The sequence below is a fragment of the Dysgonomonas sp. HGC4 genome (assembly GCF_001261715.1).
Taxonomy (GTDB): domain Bacteria; phylum Bacteroidota; class Bacteroidia; order Bacteroidales; family Dysgonomonadaceae; genus Dysgonomonas_A.
Genome location: NZ_CVRU01000155.1, coordinates 1 through 23,361, shown reverse-complemented (window position 1 = coordinate 23,361; position 23,361 = coordinate 1). Strand labels below are relative to the sequence as shown.

General features: G+C 34.1%; 17 protein-coding genes. 10 read left to right on the top strand and 7 right to left on the bottom strand.

Going from position 1 to position 23,361, the window contains the following annotated elements; translation table 11 throughout:
* Nucleotides 1-11: 11 nt before the first annotated feature.
* Together HGC4_RS14775 and HGC4_RS14770 are read left to right on the top strand one after the other, a co-directional pair.
* Nucleotides 12-1,133, top strand: a complete 1,122-nt coding sequence (locus tag HGC4_RS14775) for an aspartate aminotransferase family protein (protein WP_050710909.1) — start codon at nt 12-14, stop codon at nt 1,131-1,133.
* Nucleotides 1,134-1,206: 73 nt separating this feature from the next.
* On the top strand, nt 1,207-2,496 hold the full coding sequence (locus HGC4_RS14770; RefSeq protein ID WP_050710908.1) for a solute carrier family 23 protein: 1,290 nt from the start codon (nt 1,207-1,209) through the stop codon (nt 2,494-2,496).
* 57 nt (nt 2,497-2,553) lie between these two features.
* Here HGC4_RS14770 and HGC4_RS14765 read toward each other — a convergent pair whose 3' ends face one another.
* Nucleotides 2,554-2,907 carry a cupin domain-containing protein gene (locus HGC4_RS14765; RefSeq protein ID WP_050710907.1) on the bottom strand — a complete coding sequence of 118 codons (354 nt, stop codon included), beginning with the start codon at nt 2,905-2,907 and terminating at the stop codon, nt 2,554-2,556.
* 142 nt (nt 2,908-3,049) lie between these two features.
* Here HGC4_RS14765 and HGC4_RS14760 point away from each other — a divergent pair, with 142 nt between their 5' ends.
* Nucleotides 3,050-3,364 (top strand): hypothetical protein, encoded by a 315-nt coding sequence (locus HGC4_RS14760; protein WP_050710906.1) that lies wholly within the window; start codon nt 3,050-3,052, stop codon nt 3,362-3,364.
* A 145-nt stretch (nt 3,365-3,509) separates the two neighbouring features.
* A complete protein-coding gene (purL, locus tag HGC4_RS14755; protein WP_050710905.1) occupies nt 3,510-7,196 on the top strand; it encodes a phosphoribosylformylglycinamidine synthase in 3,687 nt (1,228 codons plus the stop codon).
* 104 nt (nt 7,197-7,300) lie between these two features.
* Here the strand turns inward: purL and HGC4_RS14750 are convergent, their stop codons facing one another.
* The 3 genes from HGC4_RS14750 to HGC4_RS14740 form a co-directional block, all read right to left on the bottom strand.
* Entirely contained in the window at nt 7,301-8,134 is an 834-nt protein-coding gene (locus HGC4_RS14750; protein WP_082204196.1) for an energy transducer TonB, read from the bottom strand.
* Between the two features lie 200 nt (nt 8,135-8,334).
* Entirely contained in the window at nt 8,335-9,363 is a 1,029-nt protein-coding gene (locus HGC4_RS14745) for a 2-oxoacid:ferredoxin oxidoreductase subunit beta (RefSeq protein WP_050710903.1), read from the bottom strand.
* 9 nt (nt 9,364-9,372) lie between these two features.
* Complete coding sequence (locus tag HGC4_RS14740; RefSeq protein ID WP_050710902.1) at nt 9,373-11,220, bottom strand: 2-oxoacid:acceptor oxidoreductase subunit alpha; 1,848 nt, start codon at nt 11,218-11,220, stop codon at nt 9,373-9,375.
* Nucleotides 11,221-11,466: 246 nt separating this feature from the next.
* Between HGC4_RS14740 and HGC4_RS14735 the strand changes: the two genes are divergently transcribed.
* The 4 genes from HGC4_RS14735 (at nt 11,467) to HGC4_RS14720 (ending at nt 15,838) form a co-directional block, all read left to right on the top strand.
* Nucleotides 11,467-13,233 (top strand): S41 family peptidase, encoded by a 1,767-nt coding sequence (locus HGC4_RS14735; RefSeq protein ID WP_050710901.1) that lies wholly within the window; start codon nt 11,467-11,469, stop codon nt 13,231-13,233.
* Between the two features lie 157 nt (nt 13,234-13,390).
* Entirely contained in the window at nt 13,391-13,987 is a 597-nt protein-coding gene (locus HGC4_RS14730) for a DUF4290 domain-containing protein (protein WP_050710900.1), read from the top strand.
* A 3-nt stretch (nt 13,988-13,990) separates the two neighbouring features.
* Nucleotides 13,991-14,518 carry a ribosome maturation factor RimM gene (rimM, locus tag HGC4_RS14725; protein WP_050710899.1) on the top strand — a complete coding sequence of 176 codons (528 nt, stop codon included), beginning with the start codon at nt 13,991-13,993 and terminating at the stop codon, nt 14,516-14,518.
* Nucleotides 14,519-15,136: 618 nt separating this feature from the next.
* Nucleotides 15,137-15,838, top strand: coding sequence for an energy transducer TonB (locus tag HGC4_RS14720; RefSeq protein ID WP_242047152.1), 702 nt, complete (start codon nt 15,137-15,139; stop codon nt 15,836-15,838).
* 55 nt (nt 15,839-15,893) lie between these two features.
* Here HGC4_RS14720 and HGC4_RS14715 read toward each other — a convergent pair whose 3' ends face one another.
* From HGC4_RS14715 to HGC4_RS14705, 3 genes are all read right to left on the bottom strand, one after another.
* A complete protein-coding gene (locus tag HGC4_RS14715; protein WP_050710898.1) occupies nt 15,894-16,292 on the bottom strand; it encodes an acyl-CoA thioesterase in 399 nt (132 codons plus the stop codon).
* A 97-nt stretch (nt 16,293-16,389) separates the two neighbouring features.
* Entirely contained in the window at nt 16,390-18,417 is a 2,028-nt protein-coding gene (locus HGC4_RS14710; RefSeq protein WP_050710897.1) for a TonB-dependent receptor plug domain-containing protein, read from the bottom strand.
* 229 nt (nt 18,418-18,646) lie between these two features.
* Nucleotides 18,647-19,261, bottom strand: coding sequence for a TetR/AcrR family transcriptional regulator (locus HGC4_RS14705; protein WP_050710896.1), 615 nt, complete (start codon nt 19,259-19,261; stop codon nt 18,647-18,649).
* Between the two features lie 152 nt (nt 19,262-19,413).
* Between HGC4_RS14705 and HGC4_RS14700 the strand changes: the two genes are divergently transcribed.
* Nucleotides 19,414-19,938 carry a hypothetical protein gene (locus HGC4_RS14700; protein WP_050710895.1) on the top strand — a complete coding sequence of 175 codons (525 nt, stop codon included), beginning with the start codon at nt 19,414-19,416 and terminating at the stop codon, nt 19,936-19,938.
* A 211-nt stretch (nt 19,939-20,149) separates the two neighbouring features.
* On the top strand, nt 20,150-23,287 hold the full coding sequence (locus tag HGC4_RS14695) for an AAA domain-containing protein (protein ID WP_242047151.1): 3,138 nt from the start codon (nt 20,150-20,152) through the stop codon (nt 23,285-23,287).
* Nucleotides 23,288-23,361 lie beyond the last annotated feature (74 nt).

Below are 23,361 nucleotides of genomic sequence, written 5' to 3'. Positions count from 1 at the left end.
TAAAGTATAAAATGAAACTATTTGATGTATTTCCATTATTCGACCTTAATATAGTAAAGGGGAATGGATGTTATGTATATGATGAAAAAGGAAACGAATATCTGGATCTTTATGGCGGACATGCTGTAATTTCAGTAGGACATACTCATCCATATTATGTGGGAAAAATTACAGACCAATTAAATAAACTTGGTTTCTATTCAAACTCAGTTATCAATGAATTGCAACAAGAAGTTGCTCAGAAATTAGGAGAACAATGCGGTTATCCTGATTATTTTCTTTTTCTTATTAACTCGGGTGCCGAAGCAAATGAGAACGCAATAAAGTTGGCTTCTTTTCACAATGGAAGAAAGAAGGTTTTAGCATTTAAGAAAGCATTCCACGGACGTACATCTGTAACTGTTGCAACAACAGATATTCCTGCATATTCTGCACCTGTAAATGATAACTCAAATGTTACATTTGCTCCGTTCAACGATATTGAATTCGTCAAAAAAGAATTGGCAACAAAAGAATATTGCTCTGTAATCATAGAAGGTATTCAAGGCGTTGCAGGTATCCACATTCCAGACGATAAGTTTCTAAAAGAACTTCGTGATATTTGTACAGAAACTGGAACAATCCTTATTCTGGACGAAATTCAATCAGGTTACGGACGTAGTGGTAAATTCTTTGCACATCAGTATGCTGATATAACAGCTGATATTATAACTGTTGCTAAAGGTATTGGTAATGGTTTCCCTATGGCAGGCGTTTTGATTAACCCTATGTTTAAAGCTGTTTACGGACAACTTGGAACCACATTTGGTGGTAATCATTTAGCTTGTGCTGCTGCTATTGCAGTATTAGATATAATGAAAAAAGAGAAGTTGGTTGAGAATGCTTTAAATATAGGAGAATATTTAATCACGGAACTAAAAAAAATATCAGGAATAAAAGAAGTGCGTGGACGTGGTCTTATTATAGGTATCGAAATGAACGAACCTATTAAAGAAAAAAGATCAAAGCTTCTATTCGAAGATAAGGTATTTACAGGCTCAACAGGAACTCATGTATTCCGCCTCCTGCCTCCATTGTGCTTAACGAAAGAGCAAGCCGATGTATTTCTGACTAAATTTAAGCAGATAGTATAATTCCTATTAAAAAAGCACCTATTTTAGCGGTGCTTTTTTATTGCCTAAAAATAAAATCAATCAAATCATTACCATGAAGCCTTCGAGTAAAATAGTTCTTCGAATAGATGAGAAGCCTAAATTTCATCAATGGATCTTACTAAGTATCCAACATCTCTTTGCCATGTTTGGGGCAACAGTTTTAGTTCCTGCCCTTACAGGCATGAGTCCTGCAGTTGCTCTTGTTTCAAGTGGCTTGGGTACATTAGCGTTTATTTTGATAACTCGTGGAAAAGTACCTTCTTATTTAGGATCATCGTTTGCATTTATTAATCCGCTTATAGCAATAAAAGCATTTGAAGGATATGCAGGTATTATGGTAGGAAGTTTCCTTGTGGGAATCGTGTATGCTCTTGTTGCTTTAGTTATTTCTAAAACAGGGACTAAATGGCTGATGAAATTATTACCACCTATTGTAGTAGGACCTGTAATTATGGTAATCGGACTAGGATTATCAAGCGTAGCAGTCAGCATGGTTACCAATCACGACGGGGGATACGATATAGATTACGTTTTAGTGGGACTTGTAACACTAGTCATAACCATTGTATTTGCCATATTTACCAAAGGATTTTTAAGTGTGGTTCCTGTATTAATGGGAATCATCGGAGGATATATTTTTGCTCTCATAATGGGAATTGTCGATTTTCAAAGAGTTATAGAAGCCAGCTGGTTTGAAGTACCCCCTTTCGAAATTCCTTTTGTACATTTTACACCTCACTTCACATGGAGGGTCTTTTTACTCATGGTTCCTGTAGCCATTGTTCCTATTGCCGAACATATAGGGCATCAATTGGTATTGAGTAAAGTTGTAGAGAAAGATTTGCTAGAAGATCCAGGATTACACAAATCCTTATTTGGTGATGCTGTAGCATCTATGATTGCTGCTTGCATCGGAGGACCTCCCAATACTACTTATGGCGAAAACATCGGAGTACTTGCTATCACAAAAGCATTTAGTATATACCTATTTATTGGAGCTGCCTTTTTTGCTATCCTTTTCGGATTCTGCGGTAAAGTATCAGCCCTTTTATCAACCATTCCTACACCTGTGATGGGTGGAGTATCTATACTTCTATTTGGAATTATAGCATCTAGCGGATTGAGAATGCTTGTTGAAAATAAAATAGACTTTTCTCAAAAAAGAAACCTTATTATAGCATCAGTTATTCTTGTTATTGGAATAGGTGGAGCAGCAATACATATCGGAAGTCACTTTTCGCTCGAAGGTATGGCATTAGCTTCTATTATCGGAGTAGTATTAAATCAAATATTACCGGGAAAACAAGTTGTCGATTTTAAAGATATGTTTAGCGGTGACTAAAAGAGAACTGGCGTTTAAATAATAAAATAAAGAGAGCTGTTTTAATAACAGCTCTCTTTATTTTATCGTCTCATAGAAATCTTCTCTTACCGGACTAAAAGTATCAATAATAATACCTGCCTCTAAACAAACTAAGCCATGCATAATATTAGGTTCTGCAAAAAACCCATCACCGGCTTTTAAAGTCTTAGTTTCTCCATCTATTGTAACTTCATACACTCCCGATTCAATATAAGCCGTTTGCACATGAGGATGCGAATGCTGATAACCAATAGCACCTTTTTCAAAGATTACTTTCACTGTCATTATCTCATTGTTATACCCTACAAATTGACGTGTTATACCCTTATCGGCAGTATATACAGGTTCTTCATCTTTTAGAAAGAAAGGTTTACTTTTAATCTGTTCCATTGTTTTGTATTTATATTTCAGAACAAGGTAGATATTTATCTGAAAATATTCAAACGATTCGAAATTATAACCATAGTTTGTTAAACTATTTTTTATACATTGGCGTTATAAGATCATAAGAATAATTTTAATATTAAATAATATGGAAAACTTACTAAAAAGATTACAAGAAGAAGCAGGTTTATCGGAAGAACAAGCTGTAAAAGTTGTAACGATAGTGAAAGACTTTATGGATAAAGAAGGTCTTGAAATAGATTGGGATAAATTTTTCAAAGGAAAATATGGTGATCTAAGAGAGCAAGCCAAATCATTATTCGATGTAATTTCACATAAAGCTCGTGAATACTCAGATAAAATCGAAGATAAAGTAGAAGATCTTACAATACAAGCTAAACGTACAGCCCGCGATCTTTCACAAAAGGCAAGCGACTATCTGGACGATGAAAAGAAGAAATAAAATCACTTATGATAGGAAGGTTGGTAATTTAATTATCAACCTTTTTTATTTTATGTCTTAAATAAAGAATTTTGTCTTTATTAGTTGTATACTTTTGATTAACTTTGTTCACAGATTAATAAAGTGATAATATAGCTTAATCAATATGGTATCTTTCTTCCTTAATTCTGCTAAAAACGTCATTGCAGTAGAAACATCTTCTCCAATAGAATCTTCTGATATCCAAAAGTTAAAATGGCTCTTCGACGAAGCTCAACTAATTGACTCTTCGGAGGTTCAAGGGCATTTCGTTGGCCCTCGTAAAGAGATGGTTACTCCTTGGAGCACCAATGCTGTTGAGATTACTCAAAATATGGCTATTACGGGTATTATCCGTATTGAAGAATTCTTTTCTGCTGAGCCAGATTCTAAATACGACCCAATGCTTCAACAAAGCTACAATGGGTTAGGACAAACTCTGTTTACAATTGATAAAAAACCCGATCCGATTCTAGAGATCGATGATATTGCAGCATATAATGCCAAAGAAGGTTTGGCTCTAAGTTCAGAAGAAATAGACTACCTAAATGGCTTAAGTGCTAAGTTGAATAGAAAACTTACAGATAGTGAAGTTTTTGGTTTTTCGCAAGTAAACTCAGAACATTGCCGCCATAAAATATTCAATGGCACATTTATTATTGATGGTGAAGAAAAAGAAAGTTCTCTTTTTCAACTTATAAAGAAGACATCAAAAGTCAACTTAAATAAACTAATCTCTGCTTATAAAGATAATGTTGCATTTAATGATGGACCCGAAATAGAACAGTTTGCTCCTGCCAGTGGAGATAAACCAGACTATTTTGAGACTAAACAAATTAAATCGGTTATTTCATTAAAAGCAGAAACTCATAATTTCCCTACCACAGTAGAACCTTTTAATGGTGCTGCAACGGGAACAGGGGGAGAGATTCGCGACCGTTTGGCAGGAGGTAAAGGTTCTTTACCCATTGCTGGAACAGCTGTTTATATGACAGCATATCCTCGTACCAAAGAGGGTAGAGCATGGGAAGAAACTATGGCTGAAAGAGATTGGTTATACCAAACTCCTGAAGAAATCTTGATCAAAGCATCAAATGGTGCGTCAGATTTCGGGAACAAATTTGGACAACCTCTTATTTGTGGTTCAGTTTTGACTCTTGAACATCAAGAAAATCAAAAGAAATTTGCATACGATAAAGTAATAATGTTAGCCGGAGGTGTTGGTTTTGGAAACAAACGCGATGCTATAAAAAACGAACCTGAAACAGGCGAAAGCGTTGTTTTATTGGGGGGCGACAACTATCGTATCGGAATGGGTGGAGGTGCAGTATCTTCTGTTGATACAGGTCAATACTCTAGTGGTATTGAATTGAATGCAGTTCAACGTGCTAACCCTGAAATGCAAAAACGTGTATCGAATGTTATCCGTACATTATCGGAATCTGATAATAACCCAATTGTATCAATCCACGATCATGGGGCGGGAGGGCACTTAAATTGTCTTTCGGAACTTGTAGAGCTAACTGGTGGTATTATAGATGTATCAAAACTTCCTGTAGGAGACCCAACTTTATCTTCTAAAGAAATTGTAGGTAACGAGAGTCAGGAAAGAATGGGTATGATAGTGCCTGCAGAAACAGCAGAAGCTATAAAAAGAATAGCAGAACGCGAACGTTCGCCTATGTATGTAGTTGGTAAAACTACAGATGACAAGAAGTTTGTTTTTGAACAAGCTGATGGTAAACGTCCTATAGATTTAAGTTTAGAAGACTTCTTCGGAAAAGCACCACGTACAATTATGCGTGATGAGACTATAGAAGAGTATTTTACTAATCCCGATTATAAATTATTAAGCTTAAAAGGACATTTATCGAATGTTCTTCAACTCGAAGCTGTTGCTTGTAAAGACTGGTTAACAAACAAAGTAGACCGTTCTGTTACAGGAAAAGTGGCTCGTCAACAATGTCAGGGAGAAATACAACTTCCATTGAGTGACCTTGGTGCTGTTGCACTTGATTACAAAGGTCGTTCGGGTATTGCAACATCTATCGGTCATGCACCTCAAGTAGCAATGGTAGATTCGGAAGCAGGGTCTGTAATAGCTATCGGAGAAGCTCTTACAAATATAGTATTTGCACCTCTTGAAGATGGAATTCAAGGTATATCACTAAGTGCAAACTGGATGTGGCCGTGTAAAAACCCCGGAGAGGATGCTCGTTTATACCGAGCAGTAGAAGCTTGTTCTAACTTTGCCTGTGAATTAGGAATCAACATTCCAACAGGAAAAGATTCACTATCAATGACTCAAAAATACGGAGATGATAAAGTATATGCTCCCGGTACAGTAATTATATCTGCTGCTGCCGAAGTGAAAAATATACGTAAAATTGTATCTCCTGTATTAGCGTATATCAAAGGTACATATCTCTATTATATTGACTTCTCTTTTGATACTTTCAAATTGGGAGGATCAGCTCTTGCTCAAACCATGAGCAAATTGGGCGAAGAGGTTCCTACTGTAAAAGATCCTGAATACTTTAAGGACGCATTTACTTGTATCCAAGAATTAATAGAAAGAGGATTAGTACTTGCAGGACACGATATTTCTGCCGGAGGTATGATTACTGCTATGTTAGAAATGTGTTTTGCAAACCCTCAAGGAGGTCTGGAAGCTAGATTAGATAAATTACATCATACAGATCTTATCAAAGTATTATTCTCTGAAAACCCGGGAGTTTTGATTCAGGTAAAACATCATCATTTAGTTGAAAAAATATTGGATGATTATGGTATTGGTTATGCAATAGTTGCGAGACCTACTGAAAATAGAAAACTAACTATTCAGAAAGACGAGTTCTACGAAGAGTTTGATATTGATGAATTGAGAGATATTTGGTACGAATCGTCTTATTTATTAGACAGACTTCAAAGCGGAGAAGATTGTGCTAAAGCTCGTTACGAGAATTATAAAAACCAACCCGTAGAGTTTAAAATAAATAGTTCTTTCAATGGCAAATTCTCACATTTGGGAATTACACCCACGAGAGAAGGAAAATCGGGAGTTAAAGCAGCTATCATCAGAGAAAAAGGAACCAACGGTGAGCGTGAAATGGCTTACGCTTTATACTTGGCCGGATTTGATGTAAAAGATGTACACATGACCGACCTTGCATCAGGAAGAGAAACCTTAGAAGACATAAGTTTAATTGTTTTCTGTGGTGGATTCTCAAACTCGGATGTACTAGGTTCTGCTAAAGGATGGGCTGGTAGCTTCATGTATAACGAAAAAGCAAAAATTGCCTTACGCAATTTCTATGCTCGTGAAGATACTTTAAGTTTAGGAGTTTGTAACGGTTGCCAATTGGTAATGGAGTTAGGATTAATTTATCCTGAACACGATGAAAAACCTAAGATGAATCATAATGCTTCTCATAAGTTTGAATCTACATTTATATCTGTTGATATACCTAAAAATAACTCGGTGATGTTTGGTTCATTATCAGGCAGCAAGCTTGGTGTTTGGGTAGCTCATGGCGAAGGACGCTTTACATTACCTAAGGCAGAATCAGAATATAACATTGTTGCTAAATATGCATATGATGAATATCCGGGTAACCCTAATGGATCGGATTATTCTACTGCAGCCGTATGTTCTAAAGATGGTCGTCACTTAGCAATTATGCCACACCCTGAAAGAGGAATATTCCCTTGGCAATGTGCTTACTATCCATTTGAAAATCGTAAGGATGATGTTACACCTTGGATGGAAGCGTTTATCAATGCTAAAAATTGGGTAGAAAAACATAAATCTTAATAGGTTATATATCTATTATTAAAAAAGACCAATACCCTTTAGGTATTGGTCTTTTTTATATTTTATATAAGCATATAACTTACAAGTATTAAGAATATGCAACCTTATCTCTGCAATTTAAATAATACAGGTAAAGTAAAGTACACAGCCACAGGATGTCCATTTTGCATACCGGGAATCCATTTAGACATGCTTCTTACAACTCTTACAGCTTCCTTATCGCAAGATGGATCAAGAGGTCTTATTACCTGTATGTTAGATATACTACCATCTTTACCAACTACAAATTTAAGAACTACACGCCCTTCAATATTATTTTCAGCAGCAATTGTTGGATACTTCATATTTGCACTTAAATATCTCATCAACTCACTTGTTCCTCCAGGAAATTGAGGCATTATTTCCACAATTTCATGAATTTGATTAGGCTCTTGTGGTGGTTGATTTGTTATTTGTCGTTGTTCTTTTAGAACTTCTTCAATATCAACACCCTCAGTATTGCCAGTCTCCATTGTTGCAATAGATATTTGTGCAGTACTAGAGTTTAGCTCCTGCTGAGACAATAACTCTCTTGATTCCTCTACCATATCATCGGCTGTTACAACGGGAGGAGTAAATTTCTGTGAATCAATAATAGGAGGAGGGGGTGGGGTAGTAGAAGGCTCTACAATAGGTTCTTCCTCTTTTTCTAGTTCGTCTGCTCCTCCAACTATATACTCACTTGTTATATTTTGAACATATTCCTTTGGTGGATTTACTGCATTCAATATTGAAGGAAGGCCTGCAACTATTCCTACAAAAATGACGACAATAAAAAAAGCCAGAAGATGCCTCTTTGAAGAACTTTGGCGTAAAGCATACGCCCCATAGGTTTTGTTTTTACCGGTGAAAACTATATCACACCAGTCAGAAGAATTAAGTTGAATGTTACGTGCCATAATCATATAATTTAAATGGTTATTACTACATATTCACTCCCTCTTTGCTTAATAGATAGAAATATTTAACAAATTCCATAAGGCGTAATAAAAAAGAAAGAAACCATTGATTAAAAGTTGATATAAAAAAGAAAGATCCTGTTTGCAAATTGCAAACAGGATCTTTCTTTTTTATATGTATGATAATTAAGCAGCTGAGACTATTTTACTTCCCAAACTTCGCCACTCATTAGAAAATCGTTTAATGTATGTACTTTCGTTTTAACTTGAACGTCATCAATCATTTTCTTCACTTCCTGATCGTAGCATAATCCTTTTACATTACGAATAACACCAATAGCTACCGGAAATCCGTTTTCTGGAACCATTAATCCCAATTTCAAATGTAATATGTTATCCTCAGTAGTAGCATCATGCACCAAAATATCTTCAATAGTATAACCATCTTGTCCGATAGTTACCACCTTCAGGTTAAAGCCATCCAATACCAAGCCTTTATCCATATTAGATCCAAAGATCATCTTTTCTCCTTGTTTCAATAAAATGGTACGATCGTCTCTGTAAGCTTTGTCTACTATCTCTTTGTGTATATTATCATTAAATATGACACAGTTTTGAAGGACTTCAACCACAGAAGTTCCCTTATGTTGTTCTGCCTGAACAAATGCATCTGTCGTATTTTTCAAATCAATATCAATACAACGTGCAAAAAATGTTCCTCTTGCTCCCAAAGTAAGTTCTATCGGATGAAAAGGGTCTTCTACAGTTCCATAAGGAGACGATTTTGAAACAAAACCTCTATCCGAAGTAGGAGAGTATTGCCCTTTAGTTAAACCATATATTTTATTATTCAGAAGTAAGATATTAATATCCACATTCCGTCTGATTGTATGTATAAAATGGTTACCTCCGATTGCCAAACTATCGCCATCACCGGTTGTAAGCCACACCGACAATTCGGGTTTGGCTACTTTCACACCTGTCGCCACAGCCGCTCCACGCCCATGGATAGTATGAAAACCGTATGTATTCATATAGTAAGGTAAACGGGAAGAACACCCAATACCCGAAATCGCAGCCAGATTATGCGGTTCTATTTGTAAAATTACCATTGCCTTATGCAGGCATGTTAGCACAGCATGATCGCCGCATCCGGGACACCAACGAACATACTGATCACTTTTATAACTTCTGGTGTCATGAACAATAGGATTAGTTATTGTATCCATATGTTTTATTTATTTTTTAAGCTCTTGTGTAAAAAAGTCGATTAAATCAGAAACAACAAAAGGCTGACCATTCACTTTGTTGTATTTAATTATGGGTAGATTATTGAATTTCTCGGATAAATATCCGGCAAATTGACCATTGTTTTGCTCTGCTACAATTATTTTATCATATTTTCTTAAAACGCTCTCAGTATTTCTAGGCAAAGGACTTATAAAATTAAAGTGAGCTAAAGCTACTTTATTTTCAGCTCTATTCATTTCTTCTACGGCCTCTCTTAAATGTCCGTAAGTACCTCCCCAACCAACAATTAGAGTCTTCGCATTGATATTTCCTAATACCTCTAGCTCAGGAATATAATCTGCAATTCTATCTATTTTTGCTTGTCGGGTATCAACCATCTTTTGGTGATTATCAGGATCCGTGGATATTGCTCCTGTAAAATAATCTCTCTCTAAACCACCTATACGATGAGTATATCCTTCTGTACCTGCTGGAGCCCAATAACGTGCATAATTCTCTTCATTTCTGGCAGCTACTGTCCATTCATCACCTGTGTACAGGCTTATATCATTTGGCTTGATTGAAGGATATTCATCCATATTAGGAATTTTCCATGAAGAAGATCCATTTGCTATATAACTATCAGTCAATAAAATAACGGGAGTTATATGCTCCAATGCTATCTTTGATGCCCAATATGCTGTATCAAAGCAATTAGTAGGGCTTGACCCTGCAATAACTACAATAGGACTTTCGCCATTACGTCCATATAATGCTTGACGCAAATCTGTTTGCTCTGTTTTGGTAGGCAATCCCGTTGAAGGTCCACCACGTTGTACATCTACTACAACCAAAGGTAATTCTGCCATAACCGCTAAGCCAATAGCTTCCCCTTTAAGAGCAAGCCCAGGTCCAGATGTTGAAGTAACAGCTAAGCTTCCGGCAAAACTTGCACCAATAGCTATACATATTCCCGCAATTTCATCTTCTGCCTGTACAACCTTTACACCTAAGTCTTTTCTCTTTACTAACTCATGCAAAATATCTGTAGCAGGAGTTATAGGATATGACCCTAAAAATAATTGCAAATTAGCTTTTTCAGCAGCAGCAATCAAGCCAAAAGCCGTTGCTGAATTACCGTTTACATCCATATAGTATCCCTTATCCATTTGTAAGGTATCTACTCTGTATGAAGAAACAGACAAACTGGTATTATGACCATAATTATATCCATTCGCTAAAACCTGTAAATTAGCATCAGCCAAAATCGGTTTTTTCGAAAATTTAGTAGATAGCATTTGATTCACAACATCAATAGATCTGTTGAATAGCCAGCAAACAACACCAAGAGCAAACATATTTTTGCATCTGATTTTGCTTTTCATATCCAAATCAAAAGTAGCTAAGCTATCTTTCGTTAATGTTGTAATAGGAATAGCAACTATTTGTTGAGTAGTAAGTCCTAATTCGAGAAAAGGATCTTCGGTTTTGAACAAAGCCTTTTCTAAATCTCGTTTTTGAAAAGAGTCTGTATCAACAAGTATTATTGAGTTTGATTTTAGTTGGTTTGCATTTACTTTCAATGCAGCGGGGTTCATAGCTACTAACACATCCGCTTTATCACCGGAGTTATAAACTTGTGTACCTATATGCAGCTGAAAGCCCGAAACACCACTTAATGTACCTTGAGGAGCTCGTATTTCTGCCGGAAAATCGGGAAATGTAGATATCTGATTTCCCAAAATAGCAGATAAATTCGAGAATAAAGTACCGGATAATTGCATCCCGTCTCCCGAGTCTCCCGAAAAGCGTATTACAATATCTTGTACATCGTTAACTTGCGTTTTTTCCAACATTGTCTTTTAGTTTTATATCTTTAGCAAAGGAATAAAAGAGTGCTCGAATAAGCAAGGAATAATAAGAAATTAAAAACTTTTATGCTCACTATTTTGTTTTTAAATACATAATAACAAAAAATAAATCCTCGTTTGTAAAAAAAGTCGTTACTTTGCTCGGCTTTGTTAAAATTACAGCCTTGCAGATTTTAGCTTTAACTGAATATAAATCACTATTAAATAATAGATTAACACATATAAAATTAGATGAAAAAAGGAGTTGGATTTCTTGTTTTTGCAACATTTCTCCTAAGTGGATCGTCAATGTATGCTCAAGACAAAGGCAATGCCGAAAAACGGTATTTCGAGATCAATAAAAATATTGAAGTCTTTAATTCAGTTATTAAAGAACTCGATATGTTTTATGTAGATACATTGGATGTAGAAAAAACAATAGAATCGGGTATTGTAAATATGTTAGCCGGATTAGATCCGTATACTAACTATATGACTGAAGAAGAAGTTAGCGATTTTACAATATTGACTACCGGAGAGTACGCAGGAGTAGGAGCCGTGATTTCGTCACGAAATCTTGATGGACGTGATATAGTTTATATAGTAGAGCCATACGAAAATATGCCTGCTGCTAAAAGTGGACTGAAAGTAGGCGATATTATACTCTCTATTAATGGAGAAGATATGACAACTGCCGAAAAAGTGCCGGGAGAGCCTTATGGTAAAACGCTATCAAATAAAGTTACCAGCAAACTAAAAGGACAGGCAGGTACTGAAATTACGGTTAAAGTTGAACGTCCAGGGGTAAAGAAACCCATTGAAATGAAAATTGTACGTCAAAATGTACAAATCTCATCTGTACCATATTATGGACTACTTCAAGACGGCGTTGGATATATTGTCCTCACAGGATTTACAGATAAATGTGCTCAAGATGTAAAGAATGCTTTTCTTGATCTTAAAAAACAAGGTATGACTTCCTTAATACTCGATCTTAGAGGAAATGGAGGAGGTATTATGGAAGAAGCAGTACAATTAGTAAACTTCTTTGTACCAAAAGGTCAAGTAGTATTAAGCACTAAAGGAAAGATGAAACAGTGGGATAGAATCCACCGTACAACCCTAGATCCTATTGATGCCGATATTCCTTTAGTTGTTTTAGTTGACAAAGGTTCTGCTTCAGCTTCGGAAATCGTATCGGGAGCATTACAAGATTTGGACAGAGCTGCCATTATGGGACAGCGTACCTATGGTAAAGGTTTGGTACAAGCTCCTAGAGATTTACCTTATGGTGGAAGTCTTAAAGTAACTACCTCTAAATACTATATACCAAGCGGTCGTTGTATTCAGGCAATAGATTATAAGCATCACAACGAAGACGGAAGTGTAGGGCGTATTCCAGATAGTTTGACTACAGTATTTAAAACATCTATTGGACGCGAGGTCAGAGATGGTGGGGGAGTAACTCCAGATATTAAACTAGAAGAAATAAAAGTTCCAAGTATTACATATTATCTTCTAAATCAGTATATCGTAAATGATTGGGTTACCGATTGGGTTATCAAAAATCCTAAAATTGGTCCTCTTGATAAATTTAGCATTACTGATGAAGATTATGAAAGCTTCAAGACTTTTGTAAAATCTAAAAAAGACTTTAAATACGATGGGTTGAGTGAAAAAAGATTGAAGACCTTGAAAGATGTAATGGACTTTGAAGGATACTCAAAAACAGCTGATGAAGAATACAAAGCTTTAGAAGCAAAACTTGTTCCCAATCTTGATAGAGATTTAGATAACTTTAAAGATGATATAAAAAAGCTTCTGAATATGGAAATTGCTAAACGCAATTATTTCCAAAAAGGAGAGCGTATTGAGTCTTTGAAAACAGATAAAGATGTGAAGCAAGCTATTGAATTATTAAACAATCAAGAGCAATATAAAGAGATATTTACTCCCGGTCGTAAGATTATAGATCTGGCTAGTAAAACAGGTTCGGAGGAAGAAGCCGAAAATCTATAATTCGATATAACGTTTTAAGACAAAAACCTATAAAAAAGTATCTCACCGACAAGATGAGATACTTTTTTTATTATCTTTGCACTACTTAAGAACTACTTAATTAGAAGAACTTTCGTTTATACTTTTCTTATTCTCACTTATATAGATTATTTTATACATGGATTATAACACGCAATTAAAAAAGCTTGCTCTTCCTGAATATGGAAGAAATATCCAAAACATGGTCGATTTTTGTCTGACTATCGATGATCGTGCGGAACGCAAAAGATGCGCCAATACGATTATTAATATTATGGGGAACATGTTTCCACATCTACGTGATGTGAACGACTTCAAACATATACTTTGGGATCACTTGGCTATTATGTCTAATTTCGAACTTGATATTGATTATCCTTACGAAATCATTAAAAAAGAAGACTTATTTTCTAAACCTGGAAAAGTTGAGTATAGCCGTCCTACCATGTTTTTTAAACATTATGGAAAAACGCTCGAAAAACTAATAGCACTTGCTGCCGAATATCCGGAAGGAAAAGAAAAAGAGCAATTAGTATGGTTAGTTCTTAACCATATGAAAAAGACATATATCCAATGGAACAAAGAAGTAGATGATGCTAAATTATTTCAAGATTTGTATGATTTATCTGAGAGAAAAATAGATAAACGTAACTCTGATATGAAATTAGCAGATATGAAAGATCTTAACCAAAGGAAGCAACAGCGTAATAACAGCCCACAGCAAAAGAAAAAATAATATATGATTCGTGAAGACGAAGTTCTCAAAATAGGGAAATTTATTAAACCCCATGGTATCAAAGGCGAAATTACTTTCGCCTTTGATAATGATATATTCGATAGAGTTGATTGCCCTTATTTAATCTGCTCTGTTGACAACATCTTAGTACCTTTTTTTGTTAAATCGCGAAGATTTAAAGGTAGCGATACTGCTTTGATTCTTTTTGAAGATGTAAATTCTGAGATTGAAGCAAAACGTTTCAATGGATTGAGTGTGTATTTTCCACGTAAGTATTTTGATGAAAATGAGGAGGTAGAATTTACCCTCAGTTATTTTATAGACTTCATTGTTATTGATAAAGAACTTGGCGAAATCGGAACTATTTCTGATGTAGATGAATCTACTATCAACACACTCTTTTTGCTTAAAAAGAAAGGAAATGGAGATGATATTATTATCCCTGCATCTGATGACTTCATTACAGATATTGATTCTGAAAAGAAAATATTATATGTAGACCTACCTGCTGGTCTGATTGATGTAGAATAATAAAATTTACTGTTTTCACATATAGACATAAAAAAAGAGGATAGCTTAACTTCCTCTTACCAAACCACAAAACTAATCTAAACAAAAATCTCTCAATCCTAATGATTGACGAGATTTTAAAATATTACTAATAACCTAAACACTTAAACCTAATTTATTGGATGAGTCCAATAATAACCAATTTTCAATCTTCTTACCTAGCTTTACACTAATTCCTTAACTCTATGCGACAAAGATATGTGATATATTTTCATCCTCCAAATATTTAATGCTATAAAACATGTTTTTTTAATTGTTTTTCTCAATGTTAACATAAACTATATCTATTTCCAAAACAACAGAAAACAATAACTAACTAATATACAAAATAATAGAAATATAAAAATTAAATACTCTAAAATATTTATTAAGATATTTATGGAATATCTGATGCCAATTCTATCTATTAGGTAAAGAGTCAGTAATTACAAACACTCTAAAACCTAAAGTTATGGCACGTAATATCCAACTCAATTCTTCTGACTGGTGTGATATAGTTTTCGCCGGCAAAAATAAATCCTATGGAGCCTACGCTCTACGTCAAGGCTCTTCCAAAAGACACATTTTAGCTTTGGTATTATGGTATTCTTTGTTGGAGCAGTAGCTGCACTTCCATCATTTTTGGAAGTAGTTAAAGCCAACAGCTCCCTTATAAAAGGCATAGATGATGAATTTAGAATGTCTACAATAACAAAAGTAGAAGAACAGATACCCGAAGAAAAGCTAATCCATCAAGAAATAGCTCCACCCAAACCAATTCTAAAATCAACTATTGCATTTACACCTCCGGCTATAGTATCTGTTGTAGACCCTGAGAAGGAAATGAAAGCTATAGGAACACTTCTTGATAGTCCAGCCCCAATATCTAAAGCAACTATTGAGGGTAGTAATGATCCCGGAGCAATAGATATAGCGGATATAAAAGAGCATACAACAATTATCGAGGAACCTGCAAAACAAGATAGACCATTTATAAGTGTAGAACAAATGCCTCAATTTCCAGGTGGTGATGCCGAACTGATGAAATTTATCAGCAGTAATCTTAAATACCCTATTATTTCCATAGAAAACAAAATCGAAGGACGTGTGATTATCCGATTCGTAATAGGTAAAGATGGACGAGTATCTGACATTGAAGTAGTAAGAACTCTTGACCCCGCTTGCGACAAAGAAGCTATGAGAGTTGTGAAAATGATGCCAAAATGGGTTGCAGGAATGCAAAATGGAAGAAACGTACCCGTGTATTACACATTACCTGTACTATTTAAATTTCAAAAATAATACTCTTTATACAAAGAAAAAGAGAGACAAATTTCAAAAATAATACTCTTTTATATTATAGATATTTTTCTAATATTTTATCGAAAACATCTGGTCTACCTATCTTCCCATTCACTAAGCAGACGACCTCTACTCGAGCTTCTGAGCATAAAACATTATCAGAAACTCGTATTATTTGCTGATTAAAATAATATCTAATCCCCTTCTTTTCAAGATTGATAGTACAAATAAATTCATCAGAACCAACAAGTGAATTTCTATATTTAATAGTTATACTCGAAACAATAGGGTCTATTCCTTGATTATGAACTTCCATGAAGCTAACTCCACAAGATTCAAGAAACTCGTGTCGTGTTACTTCATAATAATGCTGATAATTTGCATTGTTAACAATACCTTGAGCATCCAACTCATAATCACGAACTTTCATTTTATACTGAAAAATAGGCTCCATCTCTAATGTATTTTTTATACAAAAGTATCTTTAAAAAATTAGAAAGTCAAAAAATCAGGCTCAATGTCCCATTTTACATAATAAAAAGGTATGAGACTTACTTTAAAGTATAAGAAACTCCCGCCATCAGCCAGAAACCGGCTTGCGGAATATTTCCCAGATCGAAATATTTTCGATCAAATATATTATTAGCTGTTGCAGTAGCTACAAAATCTTTTAACTTCCAGTTAATCTGGAGATCTAAAGTAGCAAAAGAAGGGTAGGGCTCTTGCCTTGTGGGTTTTAGGTTCTCATACTTAAGATATGTACCCATACGCTTTTGCCAACGAAAATTCCAGTTTGCACTAATCCCCTGATAAATAGGATGATTTACTTGAGCAGTAAATTTGTCTCTTAAATAATTAAGAGTAAAATTTGAAATTAATTCTCCCGAACTTTTATCCTGATGCAAACGAGAATATCCCAATTGTAATGTAGTAGATGGATCGATGGAAGGAAATAGCTCTTTAAAAAAGAAAGTAGCTCCCATATCTAATCCCTTTTTATCTATTTGTGTTATATTACGAGATTCCCATTTATCGTCAGGATTCTCTTTTATCCAGTCTATCATATTCTTACCTTTCATCAGATAGCCCGTAATGTGTACTTTTACGAAAGGAGTATTGTATTTAAAACCCAAATCTATAGACTCCGAATCTTCTGGTTTTAAATCACTATTACCAATATGAGTAACAGTAGTATAATACAGATCGGTAAATGTAGGCATCCGAGTAGCTTTATTCCACGAAGCATACACTTTGAAATTATCTAATATCCTAAAACTACTATTTATTGCAGGATAAAACATGTAATCCTTCTTTAGATAGGTATTGTAATTAGCTAATATGCCGACTGAAAGCGTAAACCTATCTAAGAGCAAATTATGCTCCAAGGCATAGCTTATATTAGTTCTATTATCTGAGTGCGTAAATCTTCCGCTAGGCTCATCTATCTTTTTACCTAACACAGTACTCATAATGCCTTCATTCCTAAATTCTGCACCAAAACTGGTTATACCTAATTGCGATGTATATTGCAGATTAAGATTAGAACCATATACATCGGTTTTATGATAATTATAAGGAACTTTAGATTCATCGCCTTTTATCAACTGAAAGCAATCGTTGTGCCTATTCCAATATACCTGAGGTATAAATTTCAATTTACTACCCATTTCACCTTTTACGGAAGCTAGATAAGAATTGATTTCCTCATACTGATTAGGATAGGCGGCCGAATAAAACGTATTAGCACCATACTTTTTATCATTAAAGCCTAATTGCACATCAACTTTCGCTCTTTCAATATTCAGTCTGGTTTGAGAGAGCAAATTAAATATATCATAGTCACTATTATTTATATAACCCGAAGAAGTCATATATCCGGCTGATAATTGTGTAGTCACAACATCATTCTTTAGAACACCTCTAGCTTCGGTATTCAATAAATTATGAGCTCCTGCTTCAACTCTAGCATATGCTTTGTGATCAGGATCTTTTCTTGTTATGATATTGATACCACCCGAAAAAGCACTTGCACCATAAATGAGAGATGATGGTCCGTAGACGATTTCAATACGTTCAATGTCGGATAAATTGATAGGGATGTCGAAACTGTAATGACCTGTTTGTGGATTGGAGAGGTTTACTCCGTTTAGTAGAATTGCTGTTTGATCGAAAGATCCTCCTCGGATCGAAACGTCGGCTTGGACTCCATGCCCTCCGCGCTGTTGTACATCTATGCCTGATACATAGTTTAATAAATCTTGAATACTCTGAATGGGGGCCTGCTCAATCTCTTTACGAGTTATTACCGTTACTTGCTTTGCTGCTTGGTTAGCTGAAAGCTCTATACGAGAAGCAGTAACGGTGACTTCATCGAGCTCCTTCTCTGTAATTTTTTCCGACTCACGAGAGTTAAGACTCGATTGAGCTGATGTTTCTGTTGTATGGGCAAAGGTTAGCACACACCCCGCTACAACACCAATGTTTACCACTTTGCGCATACTGTTAAATGCGCTGTAAGCCTTATGAGAAAATCGCTTAAAGCGAAAAGCTCGTGGCTTATCAAATTGTTTCTGATTCATAATTTTGATTATTATTAATAAAATTAATTCATCGCAAAACTAAGTAATTCTGATTTAGAAAACTAAAAAAAACAATTATATAGCTTATAAAAATTACCTGATAAGTTATAAACAACTACAGATTAACAATGTAGTCGTTTGTTAAAATTAAACTCTTAATTATTCAATAGTAAAAAATAGAGTAGGGTATTCCATCTTTTATTTCAGAAATAAGACTATCCATCCTTTGTTAATCATACCACTTATCAACCAACAAATCTATACCTAATGCTAATTGATTCCAACCCTTATCACTCTGTAAATCTATACCATTATACATAGAGCAATTGTCACTAAGTAGAACCAAATAACTGATCGCCGCACTCAACAGCGTAGCTATTGCAGCAACTTCTTCTTGAGGATACTTTGCCAATTGACTAATTATGGTAATTAGCGTAATCCCTTTTGCCTCCCGCTTCAACCTCAATTTTTCAATGACACCATTATGGTTCGTCAATTCCCATCGATACAACTCTTGTTCCAGTTTACTGCTTCTCAATTGAATAATTTGATCCCGAAACATCTTTTTTATAAACCCTTTGAGATTTTCATCTTTTGGGAAATCTACAGAGAAACTTAGCCAGAAGTCATTCTGAGAGAGATATTCCACAATTATATTATCTATCGAACCAAAATATCGATATATCAAAACCTTTGAAACACCTGCTTTTGAAGCAATTGCATTTATACCAACCTTATCGAAACCATGCTTAATTATTATCTCACCTACAGCCTCTAATAATTTTTTCTCTGTAGATTCTCTATCTTTTTCATTATTAATACTTTCTATCATAAACTCATGCATGTTACTTGTTAGTTACAAAGGTATGTAACCAGCAAGTAACACACAAACTTTAGAACAAATTAATTACGATCCTATCAATCATATTTAATATCAAGATGCTCACGTCATCTCTTTTTGTTATATTTGCTTCCTTTAAATAATTTAAGGATACAATGAAAAAAAGTTTTTTAATTTACACACTTTTCACACTAATTATTGGATTAGGATTTAGTTCTTGTAAAAAAGATAAGGAATATTGGGTTCCTGCCACTCTTGATTGTGAACTACCATCTATAATTAAAAATGGTGATTTTATAACCAGTAGCACAATCCGTCTTAGAGATATTACAGATGTAGACCAGTTAGATTTTCGAATTATTGATATTGAAACAAAAAATTCGTGGATAGCTTTAAATGGTGATATCTCAAGAAATGATGACTTTATCATTTATGATATAACCATTAATGGGGTAACGCTTAATTTGCAAAATTATGTATATAATGCAACCGGAGCAGAACAAGGCAAAGACATAACTTTTCAGAATGACCAATTATATATGGATTTCATGTATAAAGCTATGAAATTATTGAATGAGAGAGGTCAAATAAATGTTTCTGTAAGAGGTTGGTCTAGAATGAGCCGAGGAGAATTATACATAACATTGTTCAATAATTTAGATGTACTTACTAGAGAATAACGAGAAAAAATATCAAGAGATTATAGCTGAAATTGAAGAAAACAACAATTCAGATATTCCTCTTAGAGAAAAATACATCCATTTAAAACGGATATTAGAAAGAAGCTGCAAAGAGATCACCACTAGGGAGACTTTGCAGTTTCCTTCATTATTTGCACGCCTGGTTTATATTTGTCAGATATATAAACTACCACAATCTCTAGAATGGGCATTGCAAAATATACGCGTAAAAACCTCATTCCTTCTTCGAAACGAACAGAATATTGTTTCACAAACTCAATACAACAGCTCTTATCAAAGTATAAATAATTTTATATCAATAATTTATAATAGTCTAGATACCTATAAAGAAGAAAACATTGAGCTATTAAACAAAAGTGAAATAGCTCCAAATTTGGATTATATCCGAATACAAGTAATTGAAATAGATAGAGATAGCGAGCTAATTATAGGTGTGAGTGATTCCATTTCACATTCCACAATTCGCATAAAATACAATGTCAAAAATATAAATGATGCTTTCAACCAAACTGTTGAACGGTTGTGGATAGGAGCACAGCTCAATTTATTAGAATGCAAAATTGATAAAAACGAAAATTATATTCCTAAATTTATCGTTTTAGAACCCGATTATCTGATTGATGCATCTGCACTAGCAGAATGTTTTCAGAATTATGGAAGATCTCATTTACATTATTTCCGTCGCAAGTTTGAGCAAACAGCCAATTCTCAGCATATACTTTTAGGAAATTTAGCAAACTTCTTTCTGGACGAACTTATTTTTTCCGACACACCTGAACAGCTCGAATTCAATGATATATTTCTTAAAGCTTTCAAAGAAAAGCCTTTTGAATTCACAAGTTGCAATGATATAAAACAAACCACTGATTTTAGAGCTTTTATGGTAAAAGCTCGAACTCAATTTGCTAATATACAACGGGTAATAGCACAAGATTTTCCTTTAAATAGAATAGATGTCCATAAATGCACCTTAGAGCCTTCTTTTTTTAGTGAAAAGTTTGGATTTCAAGGACGCTTAGACTTACTTCAACTATCTGATAAGGAGAATAATAACAGTAAAATAATAGAATTAAAATCAGGAGGTCTACCTTATCCTAAAGAAGATAGTGGTAAAATAGCAATAAATCATGAAGTACAAACAGCAATTTATCGACTAATAATTCAAAGTGTTTTCGGATATGATGAGAAGAAGATAACTTCTGCAATATTATATTCAGCAGCTGAAAATAGTGGAGAAAATCTCCGACTAGCTGCAGTTTATAAAACTTTAGAAAAAGACATTATTAATATCCGAAATCTAATTGTTGCTACTGAACATGACCTATATTTAGGTGATTCTGAAACTGTAGAAAAATTATTTTCAGATATATGTAATTTAGATAACTATGGAAGAACTCCTAACTTTTTCATTAATCAAATAGCTGATTTTCATAAAACAATTTCAAATATTACTGAGATTGAAAAACAATATTTCTTTAGATACATAATATTCCTAGCTAGAGAATTATATATTCAAAAAGTAGGTGATGATTATTTCGAATCCAACCGATCTAGCGCCAGTCTTTGGAATACTGAATTTAACGATAGGCTAGAATCTTTCGATTTAATATCAAATCTCAAGATCAAAAAGATTGATGACAGTGGTCGGGATATGAAAATTCTATTTGAAAGAAATAGCTCCTCAGATTTTATAAATTTCAGAGAAGGTGAAATCTGCATACTATATCCACACGAAGAAATTACAGATTCTGTACTCACCAACCAAATATTGAAAGGAACAATAGCAGAAATTACCCCTACACACATCCTTCTGAGATTTCGATATAAGCAAAAGAATAAAACTTTTTTTGAAAAATACTCTTCTTGGGCAATTGAACATGACAAACTAGATCATGCTTATACTAATATGTACAAGAGCTTATATACATTTTTATCTTCTTCTGCAGATAAACGTGAAATATTATTAGGGCTCAAAGAGCCTCAATCATTATACTATCAAATAACTGATAAAGAAGTAACTAAAGAGAGTAAACAGGATATAATAATTAATAAAGCAATCAACTCTAAAGATTATTTTTTAATTGTAGGGCCTCCCGGAACAGGTAAAACATCCATATTTGCTCGTCGATTAATTGAGCATTATTACAACAATACACTAGATAATATTCTCATAATTGCTTACACAAATAGAGCTGTAGATGAATTATGTGAATCTATAAATCAAGCATTTAGCTGTAATAATAAAGAGTGCGACACATATATTAGGATAGGTACAGAATTATCTTGTGATCTTCATTATAGGCATAGATTGTTACAAAACATAGCAGATAAGGCGAAAAGTAGGGAAGATCTTCGAGAAACATTAGCTAAGCATCGAATTTTTATAGGTACATTAGCATCTATTGTTGGTAAGCCTGAGATATTTGATATTAAGAAATTTAATTTATCGATAATAGATGAAGCATCTCAAATACTTGAGCCACAGATAATAGGTATTCTTCCTAAGGTTGACAAATTTATTATGATAGGAGATCACAAGCAATTATCAACTATTACATTACAAAATAAAGAGAAAGCAAGATCTAAGAATGAATCATTAAACATAATAAAGTTATATGATTGCGGAGAATCACTATTTGAACGTCTATATAGAGTCTGCCAATCGAATAGGTGGGAACAAGCCTATGATACTCTCGTATATCAAGGACGAATGCATCAGACACTAGCAGAGTTCCCCAATAAGCTATTTTATGATAATATACTTTTACCTGCTAATGAATGGCAGAAAGAACAACTATCTTTAGAAATACCTGATTACCAGAATATTTATGAAAAAATAGTTAGCAGAAAACGTCTAGAATTCATTAATTGCAACGATAATTCTAATACTGTTAGTGATAAGGTCAATTATAAAGAAGCTGAAATTGTAACTGAATTATCAAAAGCTATACTCAACACCTACAAAACAAACAATCAGCATTTTGATCCACTTAAAACTTTAGGTATTATAACGCCTTATAGAAATCAAATTGCCCTGATTAAGCATAAGTTACACGAAACTGGAATTTCGGAGTTTCAGAATATAATGATAGATACGGTTGAGCGCTTTCAAGGTAGCCAGCGCGAAATTATTATTTTATCATTTTGTATTAATAAACCATATCAACTAGATTTTTTCTGTAATTTGAATAATGATAAAACAGTTGATAGAAAGCTTAATGTTGCAATATCTCGCGCCAGACAGCAACTTTTTCTCATTGGGAATGAATATATATTAGTCCAAAATCCTATCTACAAGAAACTAATAGAATATATTAAATCTCTATAATAATCTCCTCTTCATTTTCAATATATAATAGTATTTGCATTAAATGTAAATACTATTTTTTTTCACAAATAAAG